The sequence below is a fragment of the Chromobacterium sp. INPA-IVC genome (genome assembly GCF_059047085.1).
Genome location: NZ_JBTNLS010000005.1, coordinates 77,718 through 96,639, shown reverse-complemented (window position 1 = coordinate 96,639; position 18,922 = coordinate 77,718). Strand labels below are relative to the sequence as shown.

Sequence of the window (18,922 nt, the reverse complement as noted above, 5' to 3'; positions counted from 1 at the left end):
CGCAATGGAACTGAACCAAGACTTCGACCTGGACGGCATCCTGGACGGCCTGGACGCTGAAGCGCCGGCCGCCGCCGAGCCCGCGCCGGCCCCGCGCGACATGACGCCCTTCCTGCGCAAGATTCCGGTCAAACTGACGCTGGAAGTCGGCAGCGCCGACATCAGCCTGGCCGACCTGTGCCAGATCGGCGCCGGATCGGTGGTGGAGCTGGACAAGATCGCCGGCGAGCCGCTGGACATCAAGGTGAACGGCACCGTGATCGGCCGCGCCGAGGTGGTGGTGTCCGGCGACAATTACGGCCTGCGCGTAGTGGAGCTGAACGACCTGCAGCTGGACAGCCTGGCCTGATGAAACGCGCCCTCCCCCTGCTGCCGCTCGCCGCCGCGGGCCTGCTCGCGGCCGCGCCGGCCTGGGCCGAGCCGCTGAAGCTGCTGTCCGCCAACGCCGGCGGCGCGTCGGTCGACTTCACGATCAAGACCCAGATCCTGATCCTGATGACGGCGCTGGGCCTGCTGCCGGTGCTGGCGCTGATGATGACCAGCTTCACCCGCTTCGTCATCGTGCTGTCGCTGCTGCGCCAGGCGCTCGGCCTGCAGCAGGGCCTGCCCAACCGCCTGATTACCGGCGTGGCGTTGATCCTGACGCTGCTGGTGATGCGCCCGGTGGGCCTGCAGGTGTGGAACGAGGCGATGGTGCCGTTCGACCAGGACAAGATCACCATGCAGCAGGCGCTGGAAATCGCTTCCAAACCGATCAGCCGCTTCATGCTGGCCCAGACCGGCAAGACCGCGTTGGCCCAGGTGGCGCGGCTGTCGGGCGAGGAGAACGTCGCCAAGCCGGAAGACCACGCCTTCACCGTCAAGCTGGCCGCCTTCGTGCTGTCCGAGCTGAAAACCGCGTTCCAGATCGGCTGCATGCTGTTCATCCCCTTCCTGGTGATAGACCTGGTGGTGTCCAGCGTGCTGATGGCGATGGGCATGATGATGCTGTCGCCGCTGGTGATCTCGCTGCCGCTGAAGCTGCTCTTGTTCGTGCTGGTGGACGGCTGGTCGCTGACCGTCAACACCCTGGTCACGTCGATACAGGCTTACTAGGAGAGACGGAGCCATGCTGACGCCCGATATCGCGGTCGACATCGTCAACGACAGCCTGCGCGTGGTGGTGACGCTGGTAGTGCTGCTGGTGCTGCCCAGCCTGATCGTCGGCGTGGTGGTCAGCCTGATCCAGGCCGCCACCCAGATCAACGAGCAGACGCTGTCCTTCCTGCCCCGGCTCTTGATCGTGCTGTTGACCATCGCGCTGGCCGGCCACTGGATCACCGGCTACCTGATGGATTTCTGCGTCGCCATGTTCCAGCGCGCCGCGAGCCAGGTGGGATAGCGATGCAGGGCCTGTACGCCCAGTTGCTGGACCTGATCCCCGCCGTCTGGTGGCCATTCTGCCGGCTGATGGCGGCGTTCGCCATCGCGCCCTTCATCGGCGACGCGGCGGTGCCGATCCGCGCCCGCGTCGGCCTGGCGCTGGCCCTGGCCGTCGCCTGCATCCCCGGCATGCCTGCCCATTCCCCCATCGACCCGTTTTCGTTGCACGGCGTCGCCGCCAGCGTCGAGCAAGTGGTCATCGGCCTGTTGTTCGGCCTCGCATTTCAATTGACGCTGTCCGTGCTGTCGCTGCTCGGCTTCCTACTGTCGTCGCAGATGGGCCTGTCGATGGCCATCATGAACGACCCCGGCAACGGCAACAGCTCGGACGTGGTGTCCAGCCTGCTCTACCTGTTGGCCGCGCTGCTGTTCTTCGCGCTGGACGGCCACCTGGTGTTGGTGCAGGTGGTGTACGCCAGCTTCCGCGCCTGGCCGCTGGGCGGCGGCATTCCGCAAGCCTCGCTGCCGGTGCTGGCCGCCAGCGTCGGCTGGGTGATGTCGGCGGCGATGATCCTGGCCCTGCCGGTGGTGTTCGCCACCTTCGTGGTGCAGGCCGGCTTCGGCATGATCAACCGCGTGGCGCCGGCGCTGAACCTGTTTTCGCTGGGCTTCCCGGTGGTGACCCTGTTCGGCCTGTCCACACTGACCCTGCTGATGCAAGTGCTGCCGCCGCAATATCTGAGCCTGAGCGAGCAGACGCTGCGCCTGCTGGACCGCCTGCTGGAGATGGGCCATGGCTGAGGCGCAACAGGGCGACAAGACAGAAAAGGCGACGCCCCAGCGGCTGCGCAAGGCGCGCGAGCAGGGGCAAGTGCCCCGCTCCAAGGACCTGGCCGCCGCGCTGGGCCTGCTGCTGGCGCTGAAGATGATGTTCTGGCTGGCGCCGGGCTGGCTGGACGATTTCCGCCAGCTGTTCGCGCTGGCCTTCGCCTCCCTGTCCGGCCAGGGCGCGCTGGAAAACAGCTGGTCCAAGCTGTTCGGCGGCACCCTGCTGCTGCTGATCAAGATGCTGGCGCCGCTGGCCGTCATCCCGCTGACCATGCTGCTGCTCAGCCTGTTTCCCGGCGGCTGGGTGTTCGTGCTGAACCAGATCAGCCCCAAGTTCGAGCGGATGAACCCGCTGGCCCACCTGTCGCGGCTGGCCTCGCCCAAGCACGCCAGCGAGATCGGCAAATCCATCGCCAAGGCGCTGGTGCTGGGCTGGCTGCTGTACCGCGTGGCCAGCGACGCGCTGCATGAATTTTTCGCGCTGCACAGCATGCCGCTGCTGCCGACGCTGGCCGGCGCGGCCGACCTGCTGTTGTCCTGCCTGCTCAAGCTGGCGGCGGTGTTTTTGCTGTTCGCGCTGGCCGACCTGCCGCTGCAGGTATTCCTGTTCATGAAGCAACAGCGGATGAGCAAGCAGGAAATCAAGGAAGAGCACAAGAACACCGAAGGCCGCCCCGAAGTGCGCCAGCGCATCCGCCAGCTGCAGCAGCAAATGGCGCAGCGCGGCGTGCGCAAGGCGCTGCCCGGCGCCGACGTGATCATCGTCAACCCCAGCCACTACGCGGTGGCGCTGAAGTACGACGAGAACCGCGCCGAGGCGCCGTTCATCGTCGCCAAGGGCGTGGACGAGATGGCGCTTTACATCCGCCAGCTGGCGGACGAACTGAAACTGACGGTGCTGCCGCTGCCGCCTTTGGCGCGCGCGGTGTACCACACCACCCAGGTCAACCAGCAGATCCCCGCGCCGCTGTACCGCGCGGTGGCGCAGGTGCTGACCTATGTCTTGCAACTGAAGGCGTTCCAGGCGGGTAGCCGCCGCAGCCGGCCCACCCTGCCGGACCTGCCCATCCCCCGCGAACTGTCCGACCCCGAGCCCGCATCATGAACTCGCTGACCAAACTGCTTGCCGACATCGGCCGCCACAAGCTCGCCGCCCCGCTGTTCCTGCTCGCCATTCTGGCGATGGTGATGCTGCCCCTGCCGCCATTGGCGCTGGACATGCTGTTTACCTTCAACATCGTGCTGGCCATCATCGTGATCCTGGTCAGCGTGTCGGCGCGGCGGCCGCTGGACTTCTCGGTGTTCCCCACCATCATCCTGGCCACCACGCTGCTCAGGCTGTCGCTGAACGTGGCCTCCACCCGGGTGGTGCTGCTGCACGGCCACGAAGGGACGCATGCCGCCGGCCGGGTGATCGAGGCCTTCGGCAACGTGGTGATAGGCGGCAACTTCGTGGTCGGCATGGTGGTGTTTGTCATCCTGATGATCATCAACTTCATGGTGGTGACCAAGGGCGCGGAACGGATTTCGGAAGTATCGGCCCGCTTCACGCTGGACGCGCTGCCGGGCAAGCAGATGGCGATCGACGCCGACCTCAACGCCGGCCTGATCAACCAGGAGCAGGCGCAGCAGCGCCGCCGCGACATCGCCACCGAGGCCGACTTCTACGGCGCGATGGACGGCGCGTCCAAGTTCGTCCGCGGCGACGCCATCGCCGGCATCCTGATCCTGATCATCAACCTGTTCGGCGGCGTGGCCATCGGCGCGCTGATGCACAATCTGTCGATGGGCGACGCCTTCCGCCAGTACGCGCTGATGACCATCGGCGACGGCCTGGTGGCGCAGATTCCGGCGCTGCTCTTGTCGTCCGCCGCCGCCATCATCGTCACCCGCATCAGCGACGACGGCGACATGCAGCAACAGGTGGGCAACCAGATGCTGGCCTCGCCCACCGTGCTGATGAGCGCCGCCGGCATGATGCTGATTCTGGCCATCATTCCAGGCATGCCGTGGCCGACCTTCCTCGGCTTCGCCGCGCTCTTGGGCTATGTGGCCTGGCGCATGCATGTCCGCCGTCCGGTCGCGGCCAACACCCTGAACCAGACCGCGGTGAAGTCCGCGTTGCAGGGCGAAGCGGAAATCGAGCTGGAATGGAACACCTTGCCCTACGCCGACACGCTGGGCATCGCGCTCGGCTACCGGCTGGTGACGCTGCTGGACGCCGGCCAGGGCGCGCCGCTGACCAAGCGGGTCAAGGGCGTGCGCCAGAGCCTGTCCGAACAGATGGGCCTGCTGCTGCCGACGGTGAACCTGCGCGACGACCTCAGGCTCAAGCCCTCGCAATACGCGGTGCAGATTTCCGGCAACACAGTGGCCGAGGCCGAGGTCTACGCCGACCGGCTGATGGCCATTCCCTCGCCCGACGTCTACGGCGAGATCGACGGCATTCCCGGCATCGATCCGGCCTTCGGCATGCCGGTCACCTGGATCGCGCTGGCCGACAAGAGCAAGGCGCTGGGACTGGGCTACCAGGTAGTGGACTGCTCCAGCGTGATGGCCACCCACTTGAACAAGGTGATGCGCGAAAACCTGGCCGAACTGTTCCGCCACGACGACGTGGCCGCGCTGGGCGAGCGGCTGTCGGCGCTGGCGCCCAAGCTGGCGACGGCGCTGGGCCAGGCGCTGACGCCAGTGCAGCAACTGCGCGTGTTCCGCCAGCTGCTGCAGGACAATGTGTCGCTGAAGGACATCGTGCCCATCGCCTCCGCCCTGCTGGAAGCCAGCGACACGACCAAGGACCCGATCATGCTGTCGGCCGAGGTGCGCTGCGCGCTGAAGCGCCAGATCGTCCAGACCATCGTCGGCCCGCGCGATGAAATCCGCGCCTTCAACCTGTCCGCCGATCTGGAAAACCTGCTGCTGGGGGCGCTGTCCCAGGCTCAGCAGACCGGCAAGCCGCAACTGGACAGTTTCCCGATCGACCCCAACGTGCTGCAGCAGCTGCAAGCCAATATGCCGGTGATCCGCGACCAGATGAAGCAGCAGGGCCAGGCCCCGGTGCTGCTGGTGATGCCGCAGATCCGGCCGCTGCTGGCCCGCTACGGCCGGCTGTTCGCGCCCGGCCTGCACGTGCTGTCGTACAACGAGGTGCCGGAAAACCGCCAGGTCAGCCTGACCGGCACCCTGGGCTGACGCTCGCATTTCTTGCGCCGGATGCCTGCCATCCGGCGCAAATCTTCTCTCCCTCTGGCTGGACAGCTCCATGCCGGCCTGTCAATTCCTACATGTTATTCACGCATTTAGCGCCATTCGCCTCCTGGCTTCCGGGCTATGGAATAGGATCGTCCCGGCAAAAAATCATCTGTACTTTTTCGCATGTTGTGAAAATGCAAACGCATGATTCGCAAAATTAGGAAAAATTGCCAGTTTGAGCATTTTTTGCGTACATGTCGGCCGCATGGATGCTAGGATCTCAATTATGAAAATCATGTGACGGGACATCGACATGACCACCCCCAAGACCGCCAACGAAATCATCTGCGACAACATCCGCAAGCAGTTGGAGCAGTTCCGCTGGCCGGAAGCCCAGCAAGCCAGCCTGATCGAACAGATCCTGGGGCTAAGCACTTCCCAGGCCTACCGCAAACTGAACGGCAGCAGCCCCTGGCAACTGACCCAGGTGGAGCGTCTGGCCCAGTACTTCAATATCCCGCCCTCCAGCCTGCTGGTCGATCACAGCCAGCAGATCGGCCAGAATCCGATGGACAACGAACTGCTGCCCGCCATCCTGCATCTGAACAACCAGAGCGGCGAAGCCCACTGTTGGATTCAACTGGGCGAACAGCTGGCCGACGATTCCTGCGCGCCGCTGTTCCTGGCCAAGCGCCTTCACGACTGTTGGCACGTGTTTCCCGGCACCCTGTTCGACGGCGAGGACGGCTATGAGGTCGGCTACCTGACCATACGCCCGCCCAAGCGCGCCAACACCAAGCGGCTGCTGGTGGCGGTGCTGGACGACAAGGACGCCGACCTGTTGTCGGCGATCCTGGTGCAGCAAGGCCTGTTCGCGCTGCCCTACCACCAGCCGCAGGCGCTGCTGCAGGCCATGCAGCATGAAGCGTTCGACGCCTTCGTCCTGGACTGGGTGCTGGGCGAGCCCACCAGCTGCATGGAGGTGATCGAGACCATACGCCGCCACTCGACCACGGTGCCCATCGTGGTGCTGACCGGCTACGCGCTGGAGCACGAAAGCGAATTGTCCCGCGCGCTGGAAACCCATGGCGTCTATTACATCGGCAAGCCGGCGCCCGGCTCCATCCTGGCGCTGCAGATCAAGAACATGGTCACCAACGCGCTGGAGCACGCCTGAGCGCGCGTGGCACCTGCGCATGAAAACAGGCTCCCGCGGGAGCCTGTTTTTTTGTCTCGTCTGCGCCGCCGCTACAGGGGCAGGCTAGCCAGCGCGGCGCGCAGCTGGCCGCTGTCGAAAGGTTTGCTCAGACGCGCCGCGAACCAGCCGGAACGGGCATCGGCGAACTCGTCCGGATCCGCGCTCATCGCCAGCATCAGCGGCCGCTGCGGCTGCTTGCGGGCCAATTCGGCCAACTGGTAGCCGCTGTCCCCTCCCAGCTGCATGTCCAGCAGCAGCACATCGAAACGCCGCTGCACCAGGCAATCGGCCGCCTGGCTCAAGGTGGCGGCGCAGGATACCTGATAGCCGTCCTTTCCCAACAGCTCCGCCACCGAGCCGCGAATCTCGTCGTCGTCGTCGACGATCAGCACGCTGCGGCTCTGCTCGCTGCCGCCCACTTCGCGCAGCGGCAGCCTGACGGTGAACACGGAGCCGGCGCCGACCGCGCTTTCCATCTCGATGCTGCCGCCGAACAGCCGCACCAGCTCCTTGACGATGGACAGGCCCAGGCCGCTGCTGCCGGGGCGGCGGTTGCGTCCCTGGCTGAACGGCTGGAAGATGCGTTGCCGGTCCTCGTCGGCGATGCCGATGCCGGTGTCGCTGACCTCCAGCCGCAATTCGGAATGATCGGCATCGTTGACGCCGCGGGCCCTCAGCGTCACGCCGCCCTGGTCGGTGTAGCGTATCGCGTTGGACACCAGATTGCCGACGATCTGGCGCAACCGGATCTCGTCCAGCAACACCCACTCCGGCAGCGACGCCTCCTCGTAGCGCAGCGTCAGCCCTTTGGCGTCCGCCAATGGCTGCATGACGTCCATCACCGCGCGCAGCGCGGCCGATGGCTTCACCCGGCCCGGATTCAGCCGCAATTGCATGTTCTTGATCGCCGAGATGTCCATGATGTCGTGAATCTGGCTGGTCAGCTGCGCCATGCCGGCCTTCATCCGCTTGAGCGCCAGTTGGGCGGCCGGCTGCGGCGTCACCGCCGGCTCCACCAGCTCCATGCACATCTGCATCGATTGCAGCGGCGAGCGGATTTCATGGCCCAGCGTGCCGAGGAAGGTAGTGCGGTCCAGCTCCAGCGCCACCGTCGCCTGGTGGGCGGCGCGCTCTTGCTCCAGCAGCGACTGCCGCACCTCCGCCAATTCCTTCACCTCCCGGAAGCGCATCAGCACCAGCAACACGCCGCAGATGCCGCCGCACAACACCAGCTGCAGCATCAGCATCTGCGAACGCTGGCTGGCCAGCGCCTTGGTGCGCGCCACCCGCGCCGAAACCTCGGCCTCGCGGCTTTGCACCGCGAAATTGGCCAGCACGGGGCGCAGCGCGTCGATGCGCACCACCATGCGGCGCGCCCAATCGGGCGTCATCCGCAGCCAGCTCTTGTCGTGGATCAGCGGCCCCAGCGCGCCGACCAGAGCGTCGAAACCGGCCACGCGTCGCAATTGGCGGTGCACCAGCACGCTGTCCGGGGCCTCGAACACTTGGTAGCGGCTTTGCAGCAGCTGGAACTGCGCGCCCGGATCGAACGACGACGGCTCCGCCGCATAGCCGATCAGCTCGGCGCGGGTCTTCTCCAGCTCGATATGCAGCTGCGCCACATTCCAGTACAGCTGCTCGCTCTTGCCGCCGTCTATCAGCGCCTGGCTGGCGCGGTCGATGCGGTAGAAATTCCATGCCGCGGCCAGCAGCAGCACCAGCAGCGACACGATCAGCCACCATGGCGCCTGCACATAGCGCTTGATGCCGCCCAGCCTCACATGACCTCCATCGCCTCGACCTGCCACACCAGCTTGGCATCCAGCGGCGGCCCTTTGTCGGCATCGGGTATGCTTTGCAGCGGATACATCAGCCACAGCGGGCCATAGTGGGCGACATCGAACGGCTTGTTGTCGATGCGGCGCGCCAGCACCACGCTCTGTTTGCCCAGCTCGTCCACCGAGATGTCGTAGCGGTAGTAGTTGATCGCCAGCACCCTCACCATGGTGCCCTTGGCCTCCACCTTGGCCAGGATGTCGCGCACCAGCGGCCCGCTGAAGCGCACCGAGGGCGTCCAGCTGGTGGAGGTGGAGAAGCTGACCTGCCTGAGCTTGCCCAGATCGCTGTCGCGAAACTGGTAGATGCCGCGCTTGGCATCGGTGAAGCGCCCGATCTTGCCCGACACCGTCAACACCACCGGATCGCCGCCCGCCAGCGCGGGAGCGCACAGGCAGAGGCCTATCAGCCAGCACAAGGCCTTACGCATAGCCATCCTCGAATCGCAGATAAAAAACGGCCAATTATATTCACCCCCGGCCTTCCGCAGCCAGTGCCGAGCGAAGAAAACCCGCCCGATGCTCCATTTTGCGACCATTTTTCGACCACATCGACAAACCAGGAGGAGAAAAACGCAAAAAGCCAGTGGCGAACCACTGGCTTGCATCGACGCGGCGCGTGGCCGCGCTTCGATGATTACTGCAGCAGGGACATGGCCAGGCTGCTCATGCTGCCGCTTTGCTTCAGCATGGAGGTGCTGGCTTGCATCAGCATCTGCTTGGCGGTCATGGTGGAGCTTTCGTTGGCGTAGTCGGTGTCCATGATGCGACCCTTGGCTGCCAGCGTGTTGTTGTTCACGTTGGACAGGTTGTTGATCACATGGTCCAGACGGTTGGCGTTGGCGCCCAGCGCGGAGCGCACGGTGCCGACGGAATCCAGCGCCTTGGAGATGGTGTCGATGGTGGCCTTGTCGCCCACTTCGGTGCCGGCGTCGCCAACGGCATCGACAGCCTTTTTCACATCCGCGTTGCCGGATGCTTTCGTCACATAGGCGTTGTAGTAAGCAGTGTAGGCATCTGCTTTGGTTTTCTTCGTGGCTTCGTCAGTCTCGGCCATCGCGTCGATATCGGTCAGCTTTTTCGTTTTCTCGGCTTCAGCTACCGCGTCAGCATCCACCGTGCCGCCGGCAGTGCCCGCTGCAGTTTTAGCTGCATTGTACTTTTTCAGCGCCTCAGCCTTGGCGTCGTTGGCCTTTTCCAGATCGGTCTTCGGGGTAGCGGAAGCCACTTCGTACTTCGAGGAAACCGACTTCAGCGCGGAATCCAGGCCGGTCATGTTGTCCTTCAGGTTCAGCGACATGGACTCGGTGGAGGCCGCGCCGATCTGGAAGTTCAGTTCCTGGGTCAGCTTGCCGCCTTGCAGCAGCTTCTCGCCGCCGAAGGAGGTGTTCTTCATGATGTTGGTCAGTTCTTTGCCCAGGGCATCGTACTCGGCCTGCATCGCCTTCTTGTCGTCGGCGGTGGCGGTGGCGGTGGCGCCTTCGGTGCCCAGGTCCTTCATCCGTTGCAGGATGTTGGTCACTTCGTTCAGCGCGCCTTCGGCGGTCTGCAGCATGGAGATGCCGTTTTGGGCGTTCTTCATGGCGACGTTCATGCCGCGGCTTTGCGCGTCCAGACGGGTGGCGATCTGCAGGCCGGCGGCGTCGTCCATCGCGGAGTTGATGCGCAGACCGGTGCCCAGGCGGGTCATGGAAGTGGACAGCGCGCCTTGGGTGCTGTTCATGTTGGACTTGGTGTTCAGTGCCGCGATATTGGTGTGCAGGCTCAGCATGGGAATGCTCCGTCGGTTTGGTTTGGTAAGCGGCATCGCTGCCGTTACCCCAGCAAGGCGGCGCTTATCGCCGGGAACTTAAATCTCAACAGAATGTGAAAAATCACAACGACTTTTAGCAAGCGCAAGCACAGTCCGGCACAATGTCTATAACATATTCATCGCAGTCCGAACGCTTGCCCTCGCCGCCGAGCGGAAAGAACCCGTCGATGAACGTGCAATCGAATCCCTTCCTGTTCGAAAGCGCCGCCCTCAGCCATCTGCCTGGTTTCGGCGCAATCCGGACCACCCAGCTCGCCGGTTATCTGTCTGTCGGCGACTCTGCAGGCGGCTGGCTGTACTTCTGGTTCAGCGAGGCGGGAGACCACCCGGAGGCAGCGCCATTGCTGGTCTGGATCAACGGCGACCCGGAATGGACCGCGCTGCACGCGATGCTGGATGAGCACGGCCCTTATTTGCTGGACCCATCCGGCCGCGTCTACTCCAATCCCTTCGGCTGGCATCACCATGCCAATCTCCTGGTCATCGACCAACCGCTGGGCCAGGGCCTGTCCTTCACCACCCATCCGCGCTACCTGCCGGAGAGCCATGACGAAGCCAGCCAGCAGCTGTACCACGCGCTGCAGGAATTCCTGCTGCGCTGGCCGCGCTACCGGGAACGGGATTGCTATCTGTTCGGCAACGCCGCCGCCGCCCATTCGATCGCGCGGCTGGCCCACCGCGTGCAGGACGGCAACAACGGCGGCCAGCCCCCGATACCGCTCAAGGGCCTGGGCCTGGGCAATCCGCAACTGGCGCCGGAAATCCAGCTGCCCAGCCATATCGAATACGCGTACCAGCATCGGCTGATCAACCTGGATGAAAAAAACCGCGCGCAATCCATGCTGGACGAGTTCATCCGCGCCTATGCCTCGCCCCTCGCGCTGCAACGCCAATCGGCCAGCCGGATTGCCATCGAAATCAACCGTTTCATGCAACACTGCTGCGGCCGCGATTTGCGCGATATCCGCCACCCGCCGCAAACGCCCTCCAAAACCCTGGGCGAATACCTGAAAAAACCTTCGGTGCAGCAAGCGTTGCGCATCGACCGCCGCTCAAACAACGAGCTGCAGCCGCAATCCGGCCTGGTGGCCGAAGCCGCCTGGCTGGAAAACTCGTCCCACTTGCTGCCCGCGCTGCTGGATCAAATGAAGGTGTTGTTCTTCCACGGCGAATGCTGCATGGCCGGCAACTATCTCGGACTCGACGCCTGGCTCAACACCCAGACCGGCCCCCAGGCCGACGCCTTCCGGCAACAAAAGCGCCAGGCCTGGCGGCCTTACGGCTTGGCCGCGGGCCTGATCCGCAGCTATGGCAATCTCAGCCAGATCATCGTCCAGAACGCCGGACTGCGCGTCGCCCGCGACCAGCCCGCCGCCGCGCAGGCGATGCTGCGCGACTTTCTGAACAGTGGCGACGCCCAGAATGACGATGGTATTGACCGATAAAAAGCGCCGGGTTGTAATAGCGCATTCTTTATCGAGAACATTCCATGTCCGAGCTTGCCCTTCACGCAGCGCACCAGCTCTGGCTGGATTGCGGCTTCGATGCTTCGTCCTTGCGCCACCTTGAACTGCCAGGCTCCGAAACGGCGCTGCCCTCCTCCTTCGCCATCGCGGCGGCGGCGCAAGCATCCATCGGCGCCTGCGGACTGGCGGCCGCCGAGTTCTTTTCCTTGCGCGGCGGCGAGCCGCAAACCGTCAGCGTCGAAGCCCGCCACGCCGCCGCGGAATTTCGCAGCGAACTCAATCTTCGCGTCAATGGAAACACGCTGGCGGATCCATGGGACAAGATCGCCGGCATCTACCCTTGCGGCGACGGCCGCTGGGTGCGCGTCCACACCAATTTCCCGCACCACCGCCAGGGCGTGCTGGACCTGCTGGGCTGCGAATACGACAAGGCCGCGGCAACCGAGGCGCTGGCGAAATGGACCGCGTTCGATTTCGAAGACGCCGCCGCCGAGCGGGGCCTGGTCGTCGCCGCCTTGCGCAGCTTCGAAGAGTGGGACGCCCATCCCCAAGGCATCGCGGTGGCAACCCAGCCAGTCATCTCCATCACCCGCATCGACGACGCGCCTCCCCGCGCGCTTGGCGGCGCCGAACGCCCATTGCAAGGCATCCGAACGCTGGACCTGACGCGCATCATCGCAGGGCCGGTGACTGGGCGGGCGCTGGCCGCCCATGGCGCGGATGTGCTGCACATCACCTCCCCGCATCTGCCCACCATCCCGACGCTGGACATCGACATGGGCCGCGGCAAACGCAATGCCCAGCTGGATCTGACCCAGGAAACAGGCCGCTCGGCATTGCGCGGCCTGTTGGCGGACAGCCATGTCTTCATTCAAGGCTACCGCCCTGGCGGCTTGGCCGGGCTGGGCTTTTCTCCCGAGGACGCCGCCCGCCTGCGGCCGGGCATCGTCTACGTCAGCCTCTGCGCTTACGGCCACACCGGGCCATGGGCCGGCCGACGCGGCTTCGACTCGCTGACCCAAACCGCCAGCGGCTTCAACCTGGCCGAGGCCCAGGCCGCCGGCTCGGACACGCCGCGCGCTTTCCCCGGCCAAGCGCTGGACCACGGCGCCGCGTATCTGGCCGCGCTGGGCGCGATCGCCGCCTTGCATCGCCAGCAGCGGGAAGGCGGCAGCTGGCACGTGCAGGTATCGCTGGCGAAAACCGGCCACTGGCTGCGCGGCCTGGGCCGCGTCGATGGCGCGATGGGCTTGCCATTGCCGACGCTGGACGATGTCCGTCCCTGGCTGGAGGAAAGCGAATCCGGCTTCGGCCGCTTGCTGGCGGTGCGCCATGCCGCCCAAATGGAGAGGACGCCGGCGCGCTGGGAACATCCCGCCATGCCGCTGGACAGCCACGCCCCGGCCTGGACTGGCTGAAGAGACAGGTTTCACCGCAGGCGGCCTCGCTAAAACTGGCGGTTTTCCCTATCCGGCGAGGCCTGGATGAAAACCAATAAATACCTGATCGAAGCGCTGCTGTTTGCCAGCTATGTGCTGTTCGGCATGAGCTGGGCCGGCGGCAGCGCCTTCATCCCGCAGATCATGCGCGAGCTGGACATCCATGACCTGGCCGCCGGCTCGCACATCAGCAACGCCGTGGCCGCCGCCAAGCTGCTGGGCGCCTTCGTCGCCGCTGCCATCCTGTCGCGGCTGCTGGCCAAGAAAGCCGTCGCCGTGGCGATGGCGCTGATGGCGCTGGGAGTGTTGACGCCCTTCGTCCACAGCTATCCCTGGCTGCTGCTGACGCGCTTCCTGATGGGATTGGGCGGCGCGCTGGTCATCGTCTATTTCTCGCCCATCGTCATGCAATGGTTCGCTCCGGCGGAACGGCCCTTCGTCAATGGCCTGAACGCGGTGGCATTCAACGTCGGCACCGCCGCCATCCTGTTCGGCCTGCCGTCGATGCTGGGCTGGTTTGGCGACTGGCGAACCACGCTGCTGGCGATCTCGCTGGGCAGCGTGTGTTGCCTGGCGCTATGGCTGGTTTTCGGAGCAGATGGCGCCGCAGAGAAGAAAATGGCCGACGCGGGACCGCGCCACACGCTGCGCCAGGGCCTGGCCGAACGCTTCAACTGGCTGCTGGCCTTCACCTATTGCGGCACGCTGTCCTTCTACGTGATCCTGTTCAGCTTCTACCAGAACGCCGGCATCCGGCAGGCGAAATACGTGGTGCTGGCGGGGCTCGCCGGCACCATGGCCGGCATCTGGCTGGCCAGGAAAATCACGCGCAGGCTGCCCATGCTGCGTCTGTCGGGCTTGATGCAATTGCTGGCGGTGATCGGCCTGCATGCCCAGGTCTGGGGCTGGAGCGGCGATGACGGACTGGTGGCCGCGGCCGCGCTGGCCGCCGGCTTCTTCATCTTCCTGCCCCTGCCCAGCCTGGTGACGCTGGCGCAGGAACAGCCCGGCATGACGCCGGACAAGGCGGCGGTCACCTTCAGCCTGTTCTGGTTCCTCAGCTATCTCGTCGCCACGGCCGCGCCCTATGCATTCGGCTTGCTGGTCGATCTGCGCCATGGCGACTACGCGCTGGCGATGGCGTTCTCGACGCTGCTGTCGTCCACCTTCCTGCTGGGTTCGCTGATGATGCGCGAAGCGCGCGAGCCCGCCGGGCGGCAGGCGGCGCAATCGGCCTAGATGGCCAAACGACGCAGGTTTAGGCTGGCCGGCACCCGCAGGTCCCGCTCGGCCAGCGTCTCGCCTTGCAGCAGGGCCAGCACCTGGGCCAGGCTGGCCTCGGCCAACGCCGCGCTGTTCTGGCGGATGGCGTCTATCGGCAAGGGCAGGCAATCCAGCAAGGGATGATCGTCGAAAGTCAGCAAATATTGCGGCGCCTCGCGCAGCCGGTGGCGCTCGCGGATGAAGGACAATACGCCCTCCAGCAGCGTGATGGACGCGGTGAACAGCGCGCGCGGATAGCGGCCATGCCGCGCGTGCCAGTCGGCCATCATCCGGTAGCCGGATTCGCGCTGGAAATCGCGCTCGGCCACCCAGTCCATCCCCTCCTCCAGCCCTGCGGCTTTCAGCGCCTGCCGGTAGCCGGCCAGACGCTCGCGGCTGGCCGACAATTCCGGCTGGCCGCCGAAATACGCCAGCTCATCCACGCCATCCGCCAGCAGCGGGGACAGCAGCCTGGCGACGCTGTCGCCGGCGTCGGTGACCGTCGACGCGATGCCGCTGCCCGGAATGTGGCGGTCGGCGAACACGAACGGCAGCCTGCCGGTCCAGGGCTGATAGCGCGCGGCGTCGCCGCTGCACGGCACCACGATCATGCCGTCCACCTGGCGCGCCGCCAGTTGGCCGATCCCCGAGCTTTCCCGTTCCGGATCTTCGTCGCTGGTCACCATCAGCAGCTGGTAGCCGCGCTCGCGGCAGCCGTTCTCCAACGCCTGCGCCAAGGCGGCATGGGTGGAGTTGGTCAGATCCGGCACCACCAGGCCTATGCTGCTGCTGCGCCGGCTGCGCAGGCTGCGCGCCTGCTGGGAAGGCTTGAAATGGTGCTCGCGCGCAGCCTGCTCCACTTTTTCCACGGTGGCCGGCGAGATGCGGTAGCGCTCGGCATGGCCGTTCAGCACCATGCTGGCGGTGGTGCGCGACACGCCGGCCAGGGCGGCGATGTCGTCTATGGTCAGGCGTTTGAAGCTGCTCATGGAGTATGGCTGGGCTATGAAACGGAAATGATAATCGCAATATGGCAAAACGGGGCCTGACGCGCAGGCGCCGGCCCCGTTGCTTGATTGCGGCTTATTGATGGACCAGGTTCAGCGGCACCGGGATGAACTTGTCCACCTTCTGGCCGTCGGCCAGCTTCTTGGCGGCCTGCACGCCGTACTGGCCGATCAGGGCCGGCTGCTGCTGCACGGTGGCGGACAGCGTGCCGGCCTTGACCGCGGCCACCGCGTCCGGAGTGGCATCAAAGCCGACCACCGCCACGTTTTTCAGGCCGGCGGCCTGGATCGCCTTCACCGCGCCCAGCGCCATTTCATCGTTGTGCGCGAACACGCCCTGGATGTCCTTGTTGCCCTGGATGATGTTTTCCATCACCGACAGACCCTTGGCGCGATCGAAGTCGGCCGGCTGTTTGGCCAGTAGCTTGACGCCCTCCTTCTTGTCCACCACCTGGTGGAAACCCTCGCCGCGCTCGCGGGCGGCGGAAGAACCGGCGATGCCTTCCAGCTCGACGATGCGGCCCTTGCCGCCCAGCTTGTCCAGCAGGTACTGGCCGGCCATCACGCCGCCGGCGATGTTGTCGGACGCGATGTGGGCGCTGACTTCGGCGCCGTTCACGCTGCGATCCAGCGACACCACCTTGATGCCCTTGGACGTCGCTTCCTTCACCACATTGGCCACGGCGGACGAATCGGTAGGATTGATCAGGATCACGCTGACCTTCTTCTGGATCAGGTCTTCCACGCTGGCCTGCTGCTTGGCCGGATCGTCCTGCGCGTCGACGGTGATCAGGCTGACGCCCTGCTTCTTGGCCTCGGCCGCCGCGCCGTCGCGCAACTCGACGAAGAACGGGTTGTTGAGCGTGGACACCGCCAGGCCGACGGTGATCTTGCCGTCGGCCGCCGCGGCGCTGGCGTCGCCGGCCGGCGCGCTGCCCGGACCCTGCTTGGAGCAGGCGGCGATGCCGAAGGCCAGAATGCCGGCCACGAGCGGGGTAAGAATGCGTTTCATGCTGATGCTCCCTGGAAAATGGAATGATGCACTGCATTGGGCGGCGCGCGCCGCCATCGTCACTTCTTGTTGCTGCGATCCAGCAATACCGCCAACAGAATCACCGCGCCCTTGATCACCTGCTGGTAGAACGAGGACACGCCCAGCAGATTCAAGCCGTTGTTGAGCACGCCGATCAGCAGCGCGCCGATCAAGGTGCCGAAAATCCAGCCGCGGCCGCCGCTGAGGCTGGTGCCGCCCAGCACCACCGCGGCGATCGCGTCCAACTCATAGCCGGCGCCGGCGGTCGGCTGCGCCGAATTGAGCCGCGAGGTCAGCACCACGCCGGCCATCGCCGCCATCGAACCGGAAGCGGTGTACACCCACAGCTTGACCCGGTCCACCTTGACGCCGGACAGCCGCGCCGCTTCCTCGTTGCCGCCGGTGGCGTACAGATGGCGGCCGAACACGGTCTTTTTGAGCAGAAACCAGAAGCCGATGAACAGGATCAGCATCCACACCACCGGCACCGGCACCAGGCCGGCGACATAGCCGCCGCCCAGCATCGAGAACAGCTCGCTGTCGAAGCCGGTGATCGGGCTGCCGTTGGAAAACACCAGCGCCAGGCCGCGCAGGATGGTCATCGTCGCCAGCGTGGCGATGAACGGCGCCACCTTGCCCTTGCTGATCACCAGGCCGTTGAACAGGCCCATCGCCGCGCCGGACAGAATGCCCAGCAGCGTGGCCAACATCGGATCGACGCCCGCCTGAAGCAGCGTGGCGGTCAGCACCGAGGACAGCGCCAGGATGGAGCCCACCGACAGGTCGATGCCGCCCAGCAGGATCACCAGCGTCATGCCGAAGGCGATCAGCGCGTTGATCGACACCTGCCGCATCACGTTCAGCAGGTTGTTGACGGTGAGAAAGTCCGGGCTCATCACGGACAGGCCGACGGCCACCAGCACCAGGGCGATGAAGGGGCCTAGGCGTTGCAGATTGGCTTTCTGTTGCGGGGTCATGCTTGTTTCCTGGTTTCGGTGGATGCGGCTCCGCCGGCGGCGGCGGCCATCAGGGTTTCCTGGCTGCAGCCGGCGGCGTCGAAGATGCCGGCCTGGCGGCCCTCGTGCAGCACCAGGATGCGGTTGCTCAGCGCCAGCACTTCCGGCAGCTCGGACGACACCATCACGATGGCGGCGCCGGCGGCGGCCAGCTGGTTGACGATGTGGTAGATCTCGGCCTTGCCGCCGACGTCGACGCCGCGCGTCGGCTCGTCCAGCAGCAGCACCTTGGGCGGGCGCGCCAGCCATTTGGCGAACACCACTTTCTGCTGGTTGCCGCCGGACAGCGACTTGACGTCCAGCTCGGCGTCGCGGGCGCGGATGCGCAGTTGCTCTATCAAGCCGTCCACCGCCCGCTTCTCGTCGCCGGCGCTCACCACGCCTAGGCGGGCGTAACGATCCAGGTGCACCAGCGTCGCGTTCTCGCGCAACGACATGCCCAGCACCAGCCCCTTGCTCTTGCGGTCTTCCGGCACGAAGCCCAGGCCGGCGGCGATGGCGTCGCCCGGCGCGGCCACTTTCAACTCCTCGCCGTCCAGCTCGACGCGGCCGGCGGTGCGGCGCTTGGCGCCGAACAACGTCTTCAGGATGTCGCTGCGGCCCGAGCCCATCAGCCCGGCGATGCCCAGCACCTCGCCAGCGCGCACCTCGAAGCTGATGCCGGCGATCATGTTCTCGTCGGCCAGGTTTTCCACCTTCAGCCGCACCGCGCCCGGAACAGCTTCGCGCTTGGGATAGCGGTCGCCGATCTCGCGGCCCACCATCATCCGCACCACCTCGTCGAAATCGGTGCCGGCGATTTCGCGCTCGCCGACGAAGCAGCCGTCGCGCAGCACGCTGATCCGGTCGCAGACGCGGAAGATCTCTTCCATCCGGTGCGAAACGTAGACGATGGCCACGCCGCTTTCCTTCAACTGGGCCATCAGGCCGAACAGCGTGTCGATCTCGCGCTCGGTCAGCGCCGCCGTCGGCTCGTCCATGATCAGCACGCGGGCGTTCAGCGCCAGCGCCTTGGCGATTTCCACCATCTGCTGCTGGCCGATGGACAGGCCGCCGGCCTCGGCGTCGGGATCGATGCCGCCGACGCCCAGCGCAGCCAGCTGCGCCTTCGCCTCGCGGCGCATGCGGCCGTAGTCGATCAGGCCGAAGCGCGACGGCTCGCGGCCGAGGAACAGGTTTTCCATCACCGACAGCTGCGGGATCAGGTTCAATTCCTGGTGGATGATGGCGATGCCGGCCGCTTCCGCCGCCGCGGTGTCGCGCAGCTCGGTCTTGCGGCCGTCCAGCAGAATTTCGCCGGCGTCGGCGCGGTGCACCCCGCTGAGTATCTTCATCAACGTGGACTTGCCGGCGCCGTTCTCGCCCATCAGCGCGTGGATCTCGCCGCCGCGCAGCGTGAACTCGACATTTTCCAGCACCTTGACCGGCCCGAAAGCCTTGCTGATGCCGCGCATGGTCACTTGCATGGTC

Annotated in this window: 17 protein-coding genes; 10 read left to right on the top strand and 7 right to left on the bottom strand. The window is 65.6% G+C overall.

Annotation, left to right across the window (positions count from 1 at the left end; genetic code table 11):
• The first annotated feature begins 4 nt into the window (after nucleotides 1-4).
• From fliN to ACX17K_RS10110, 7 genes are all read left to right on the top strand, one after another.
• The gene (gene fliN / locus ACX17K_RS10140; protein ID WP_021477810.1) at nucleotides 5-349 is read left to right on the top strand and encodes a flagellar motor switch protein FliN; all 345 of its coding nucleotides are present in this window, start codon (nucleotides 5-7) and stop codon (nucleotides 347-349) included.
• Complete coding sequence (gene fliP, locus ACX17K_RS10135; protein ID WP_463087858.1) at nucleotides 349-1,095, top strand: flagellar type III secretion system pore protein FliP; 747 nt, start codon at nucleotides 349-351, stop codon at nucleotides 1,093-1,095. The genes fliN and fliP overlap by 1 nt, the downstream gene beginning before the upstream one ends.
• Nucleotides 1,096-1,108: 13 nt before the next feature.
• A complete protein-coding gene (gene fliQ / locus ACX17K_RS10130) occupies nucleotides 1,109-1,381 on the top strand; it encodes a flagellar biosynthesis protein FliQ (RefSeq protein WP_011136551.1) in 273 nt (90 codons plus the stop codon).
• A gap of 2 nt (nucleotides 1,382-1,383) precedes the next feature.
• The gene (gene fliR / locus ACX17K_RS10125) at nucleotides 1,384-2,163 is read left to right on the top strand and encodes a flagellar biosynthetic protein FliR (protein ID WP_493774689.1); all 780 of its coding nucleotides are present in this window, start codon (nucleotides 1,384-1,386) and stop codon (nucleotides 2,161-2,163) included.
• Complete coding sequence (gene flhB, locus ACX17K_RS10120) at nucleotides 2,156-3,295, top strand: flagellar type III secretion system protein FlhB (protein WP_104947576.1); 1,140 nt, start codon at nucleotides 2,156-2,158, stop codon at nucleotides 3,293-3,295. Before fliR ends, flhB begins: the two co-directional genes overlap by 8 nt.
• Nucleotides 3,292-5,382 (top strand): flagellar biosynthesis protein FlhA, encoded by a 2,091-nt coding sequence (locus ACX17K_RS10115; RefSeq protein WP_343479249.1) that lies wholly within the window; start codon nucleotides 3,292-3,294, stop codon nucleotides 5,380-5,382. Before flhB ends, ACX17K_RS10115 begins: the two co-directional genes overlap by 4 nt.
• A gap of 313 nt (nucleotides 5,383-5,695) precedes the next feature.
• Nucleotides 5,696-6,559, top strand: coding sequence for a helix-turn-helix domain-containing protein (locus tag ACX17K_RS10110; RefSeq protein WP_493774688.1), 864 nt, complete (start codon nucleotides 5,696-5,698; stop codon nucleotides 6,557-6,559).
• Between the two features lie 71 nt (nucleotides 6,560-6,630).
• Here ACX17K_RS10110 and ACX17K_RS10105 read toward each other — a convergent pair whose 3' ends face one another.
• The 3 genes from ACX17K_RS10105 to ACX17K_RS10095 form a co-directional block, all read right to left on the bottom strand.
• Nucleotides 6,631-8,361: an ATP-binding response regulator gene (locus tag ACX17K_RS10105; protein ID WP_493774687.1), complete on the bottom strand. Its 1,731-nt coding sequence runs from the start codon at nucleotides 8,359-8,361 to the stop codon at nucleotides 6,631-6,633.
• A complete protein-coding gene (locus ACX17K_RS10100; RefSeq protein ID WP_493774686.1) occupies nucleotides 8,358-8,852 on the bottom strand; it encodes a putative pterin-binding protein in 495 nt (164 codons plus the stop codon). Before ACX17K_RS10100 ends, ACX17K_RS10105 begins: the two co-directional genes overlap by 4 nt.
• Before the next feature lie 200 nt (nucleotides 8,853-9,052).
• Nucleotides 9,053-10,186 carry a flagellin N-terminal helical domain-containing protein gene (locus tag ACX17K_RS10095; protein WP_493774685.1) on the bottom strand — a complete coding sequence of 378 codons (1,134 nt, stop codon included), beginning with the start codon at nucleotides 10,184-10,186 and terminating at the stop codon, nucleotides 9,053-9,055.
• Between the two features lie 209 nt (nucleotides 10,187-10,395).
• Between ACX17K_RS10095 and ACX17K_RS10090 the strand changes: the two genes are divergently transcribed.
• The 3 genes from ACX17K_RS10090 (at nucleotide 10,396) to ACX17K_RS10080 (ending at nucleotide 14,372) form a co-directional block, all read left to right on the top strand.
• On the top strand, nucleotides 10,396-11,673 hold the full coding sequence (locus ACX17K_RS10090) for a S10 family serine carboxypeptidase-like protein (RefSeq protein WP_493774684.1): 1,278 nt from the start codon (nucleotides 10,396-10,398) through the stop codon (nucleotides 11,671-11,673).
• A 44-nt stretch (nucleotides 11,674-11,717) separates the two neighbouring features.
• Nucleotides 11,718-13,112 (top strand): CoA transferase, encoded by a 1,395-nt coding sequence (locus ACX17K_RS10085; protein WP_493774683.1) that lies wholly within the window; start codon nucleotides 11,718-11,720, stop codon nucleotides 13,110-13,112.
• A gap of 66 nt (nucleotides 13,113-13,178) precedes the next feature.
• The gene (locus ACX17K_RS10080; protein ID WP_493774682.1) at nucleotides 13,179-14,372 is read left to right on the top strand and encodes an MFS transporter; all 1,194 of its coding nucleotides are present in this window, start codon (nucleotides 13,179-13,181) and stop codon (nucleotides 14,370-14,372) included.
• Here ACX17K_RS10080 and ACX17K_RS10075 read toward each other — a convergent pair.
• The 4 genes from ACX17K_RS10075 to ACX17K_RS10060 form a co-directional block, all read right to left on the bottom strand.
• Nucleotides 14,369-15,385, bottom strand: a complete 1,017-nt coding sequence (locus tag ACX17K_RS10075) for a substrate-binding domain-containing protein (protein ID WP_493774681.1) — start codon at nucleotides 15,383-15,385, stop codon at nucleotides 14,369-14,371. The genes ACX17K_RS10080 and ACX17K_RS10075 overlap by 4 nt on opposite strands.
• A gap of 94 nt (nucleotides 15,386-15,479) precedes the next feature.
• Nucleotides 15,480-16,415, bottom strand: coding sequence for a ribose ABC transporter substrate-binding protein RbsB (gene rbsB, locus ACX17K_RS10070; protein WP_231153599.1), 936 nt, complete (start codon nucleotides 16,413-16,415; stop codon nucleotides 15,480-15,482).
• Nucleotides 16,416-16,474: 59 nt separating this feature from the next.
• Nucleotides 16,475-17,413, bottom strand: a complete 939-nt coding sequence (locus ACX17K_RS10065; RefSeq protein ID WP_493774680.1) for an ABC transporter permease — start codon at nucleotides 17,411-17,413, stop codon at nucleotides 16,475-16,477.
• Nucleotides 17,410-18,918, bottom strand: a complete 1,509-nt coding sequence (locus ACX17K_RS10060) for a sugar ABC transporter ATP-binding protein (protein ID WP_493774679.1) — start codon at nucleotides 18,916-18,918, stop codon at nucleotides 17,410-17,412. The genes ACX17K_RS10065 and ACX17K_RS10060 overlap by 4 nt, the downstream gene beginning before the upstream one ends.
• Nucleotides 18,919-18,922 lie beyond the last annotated feature (4 nt).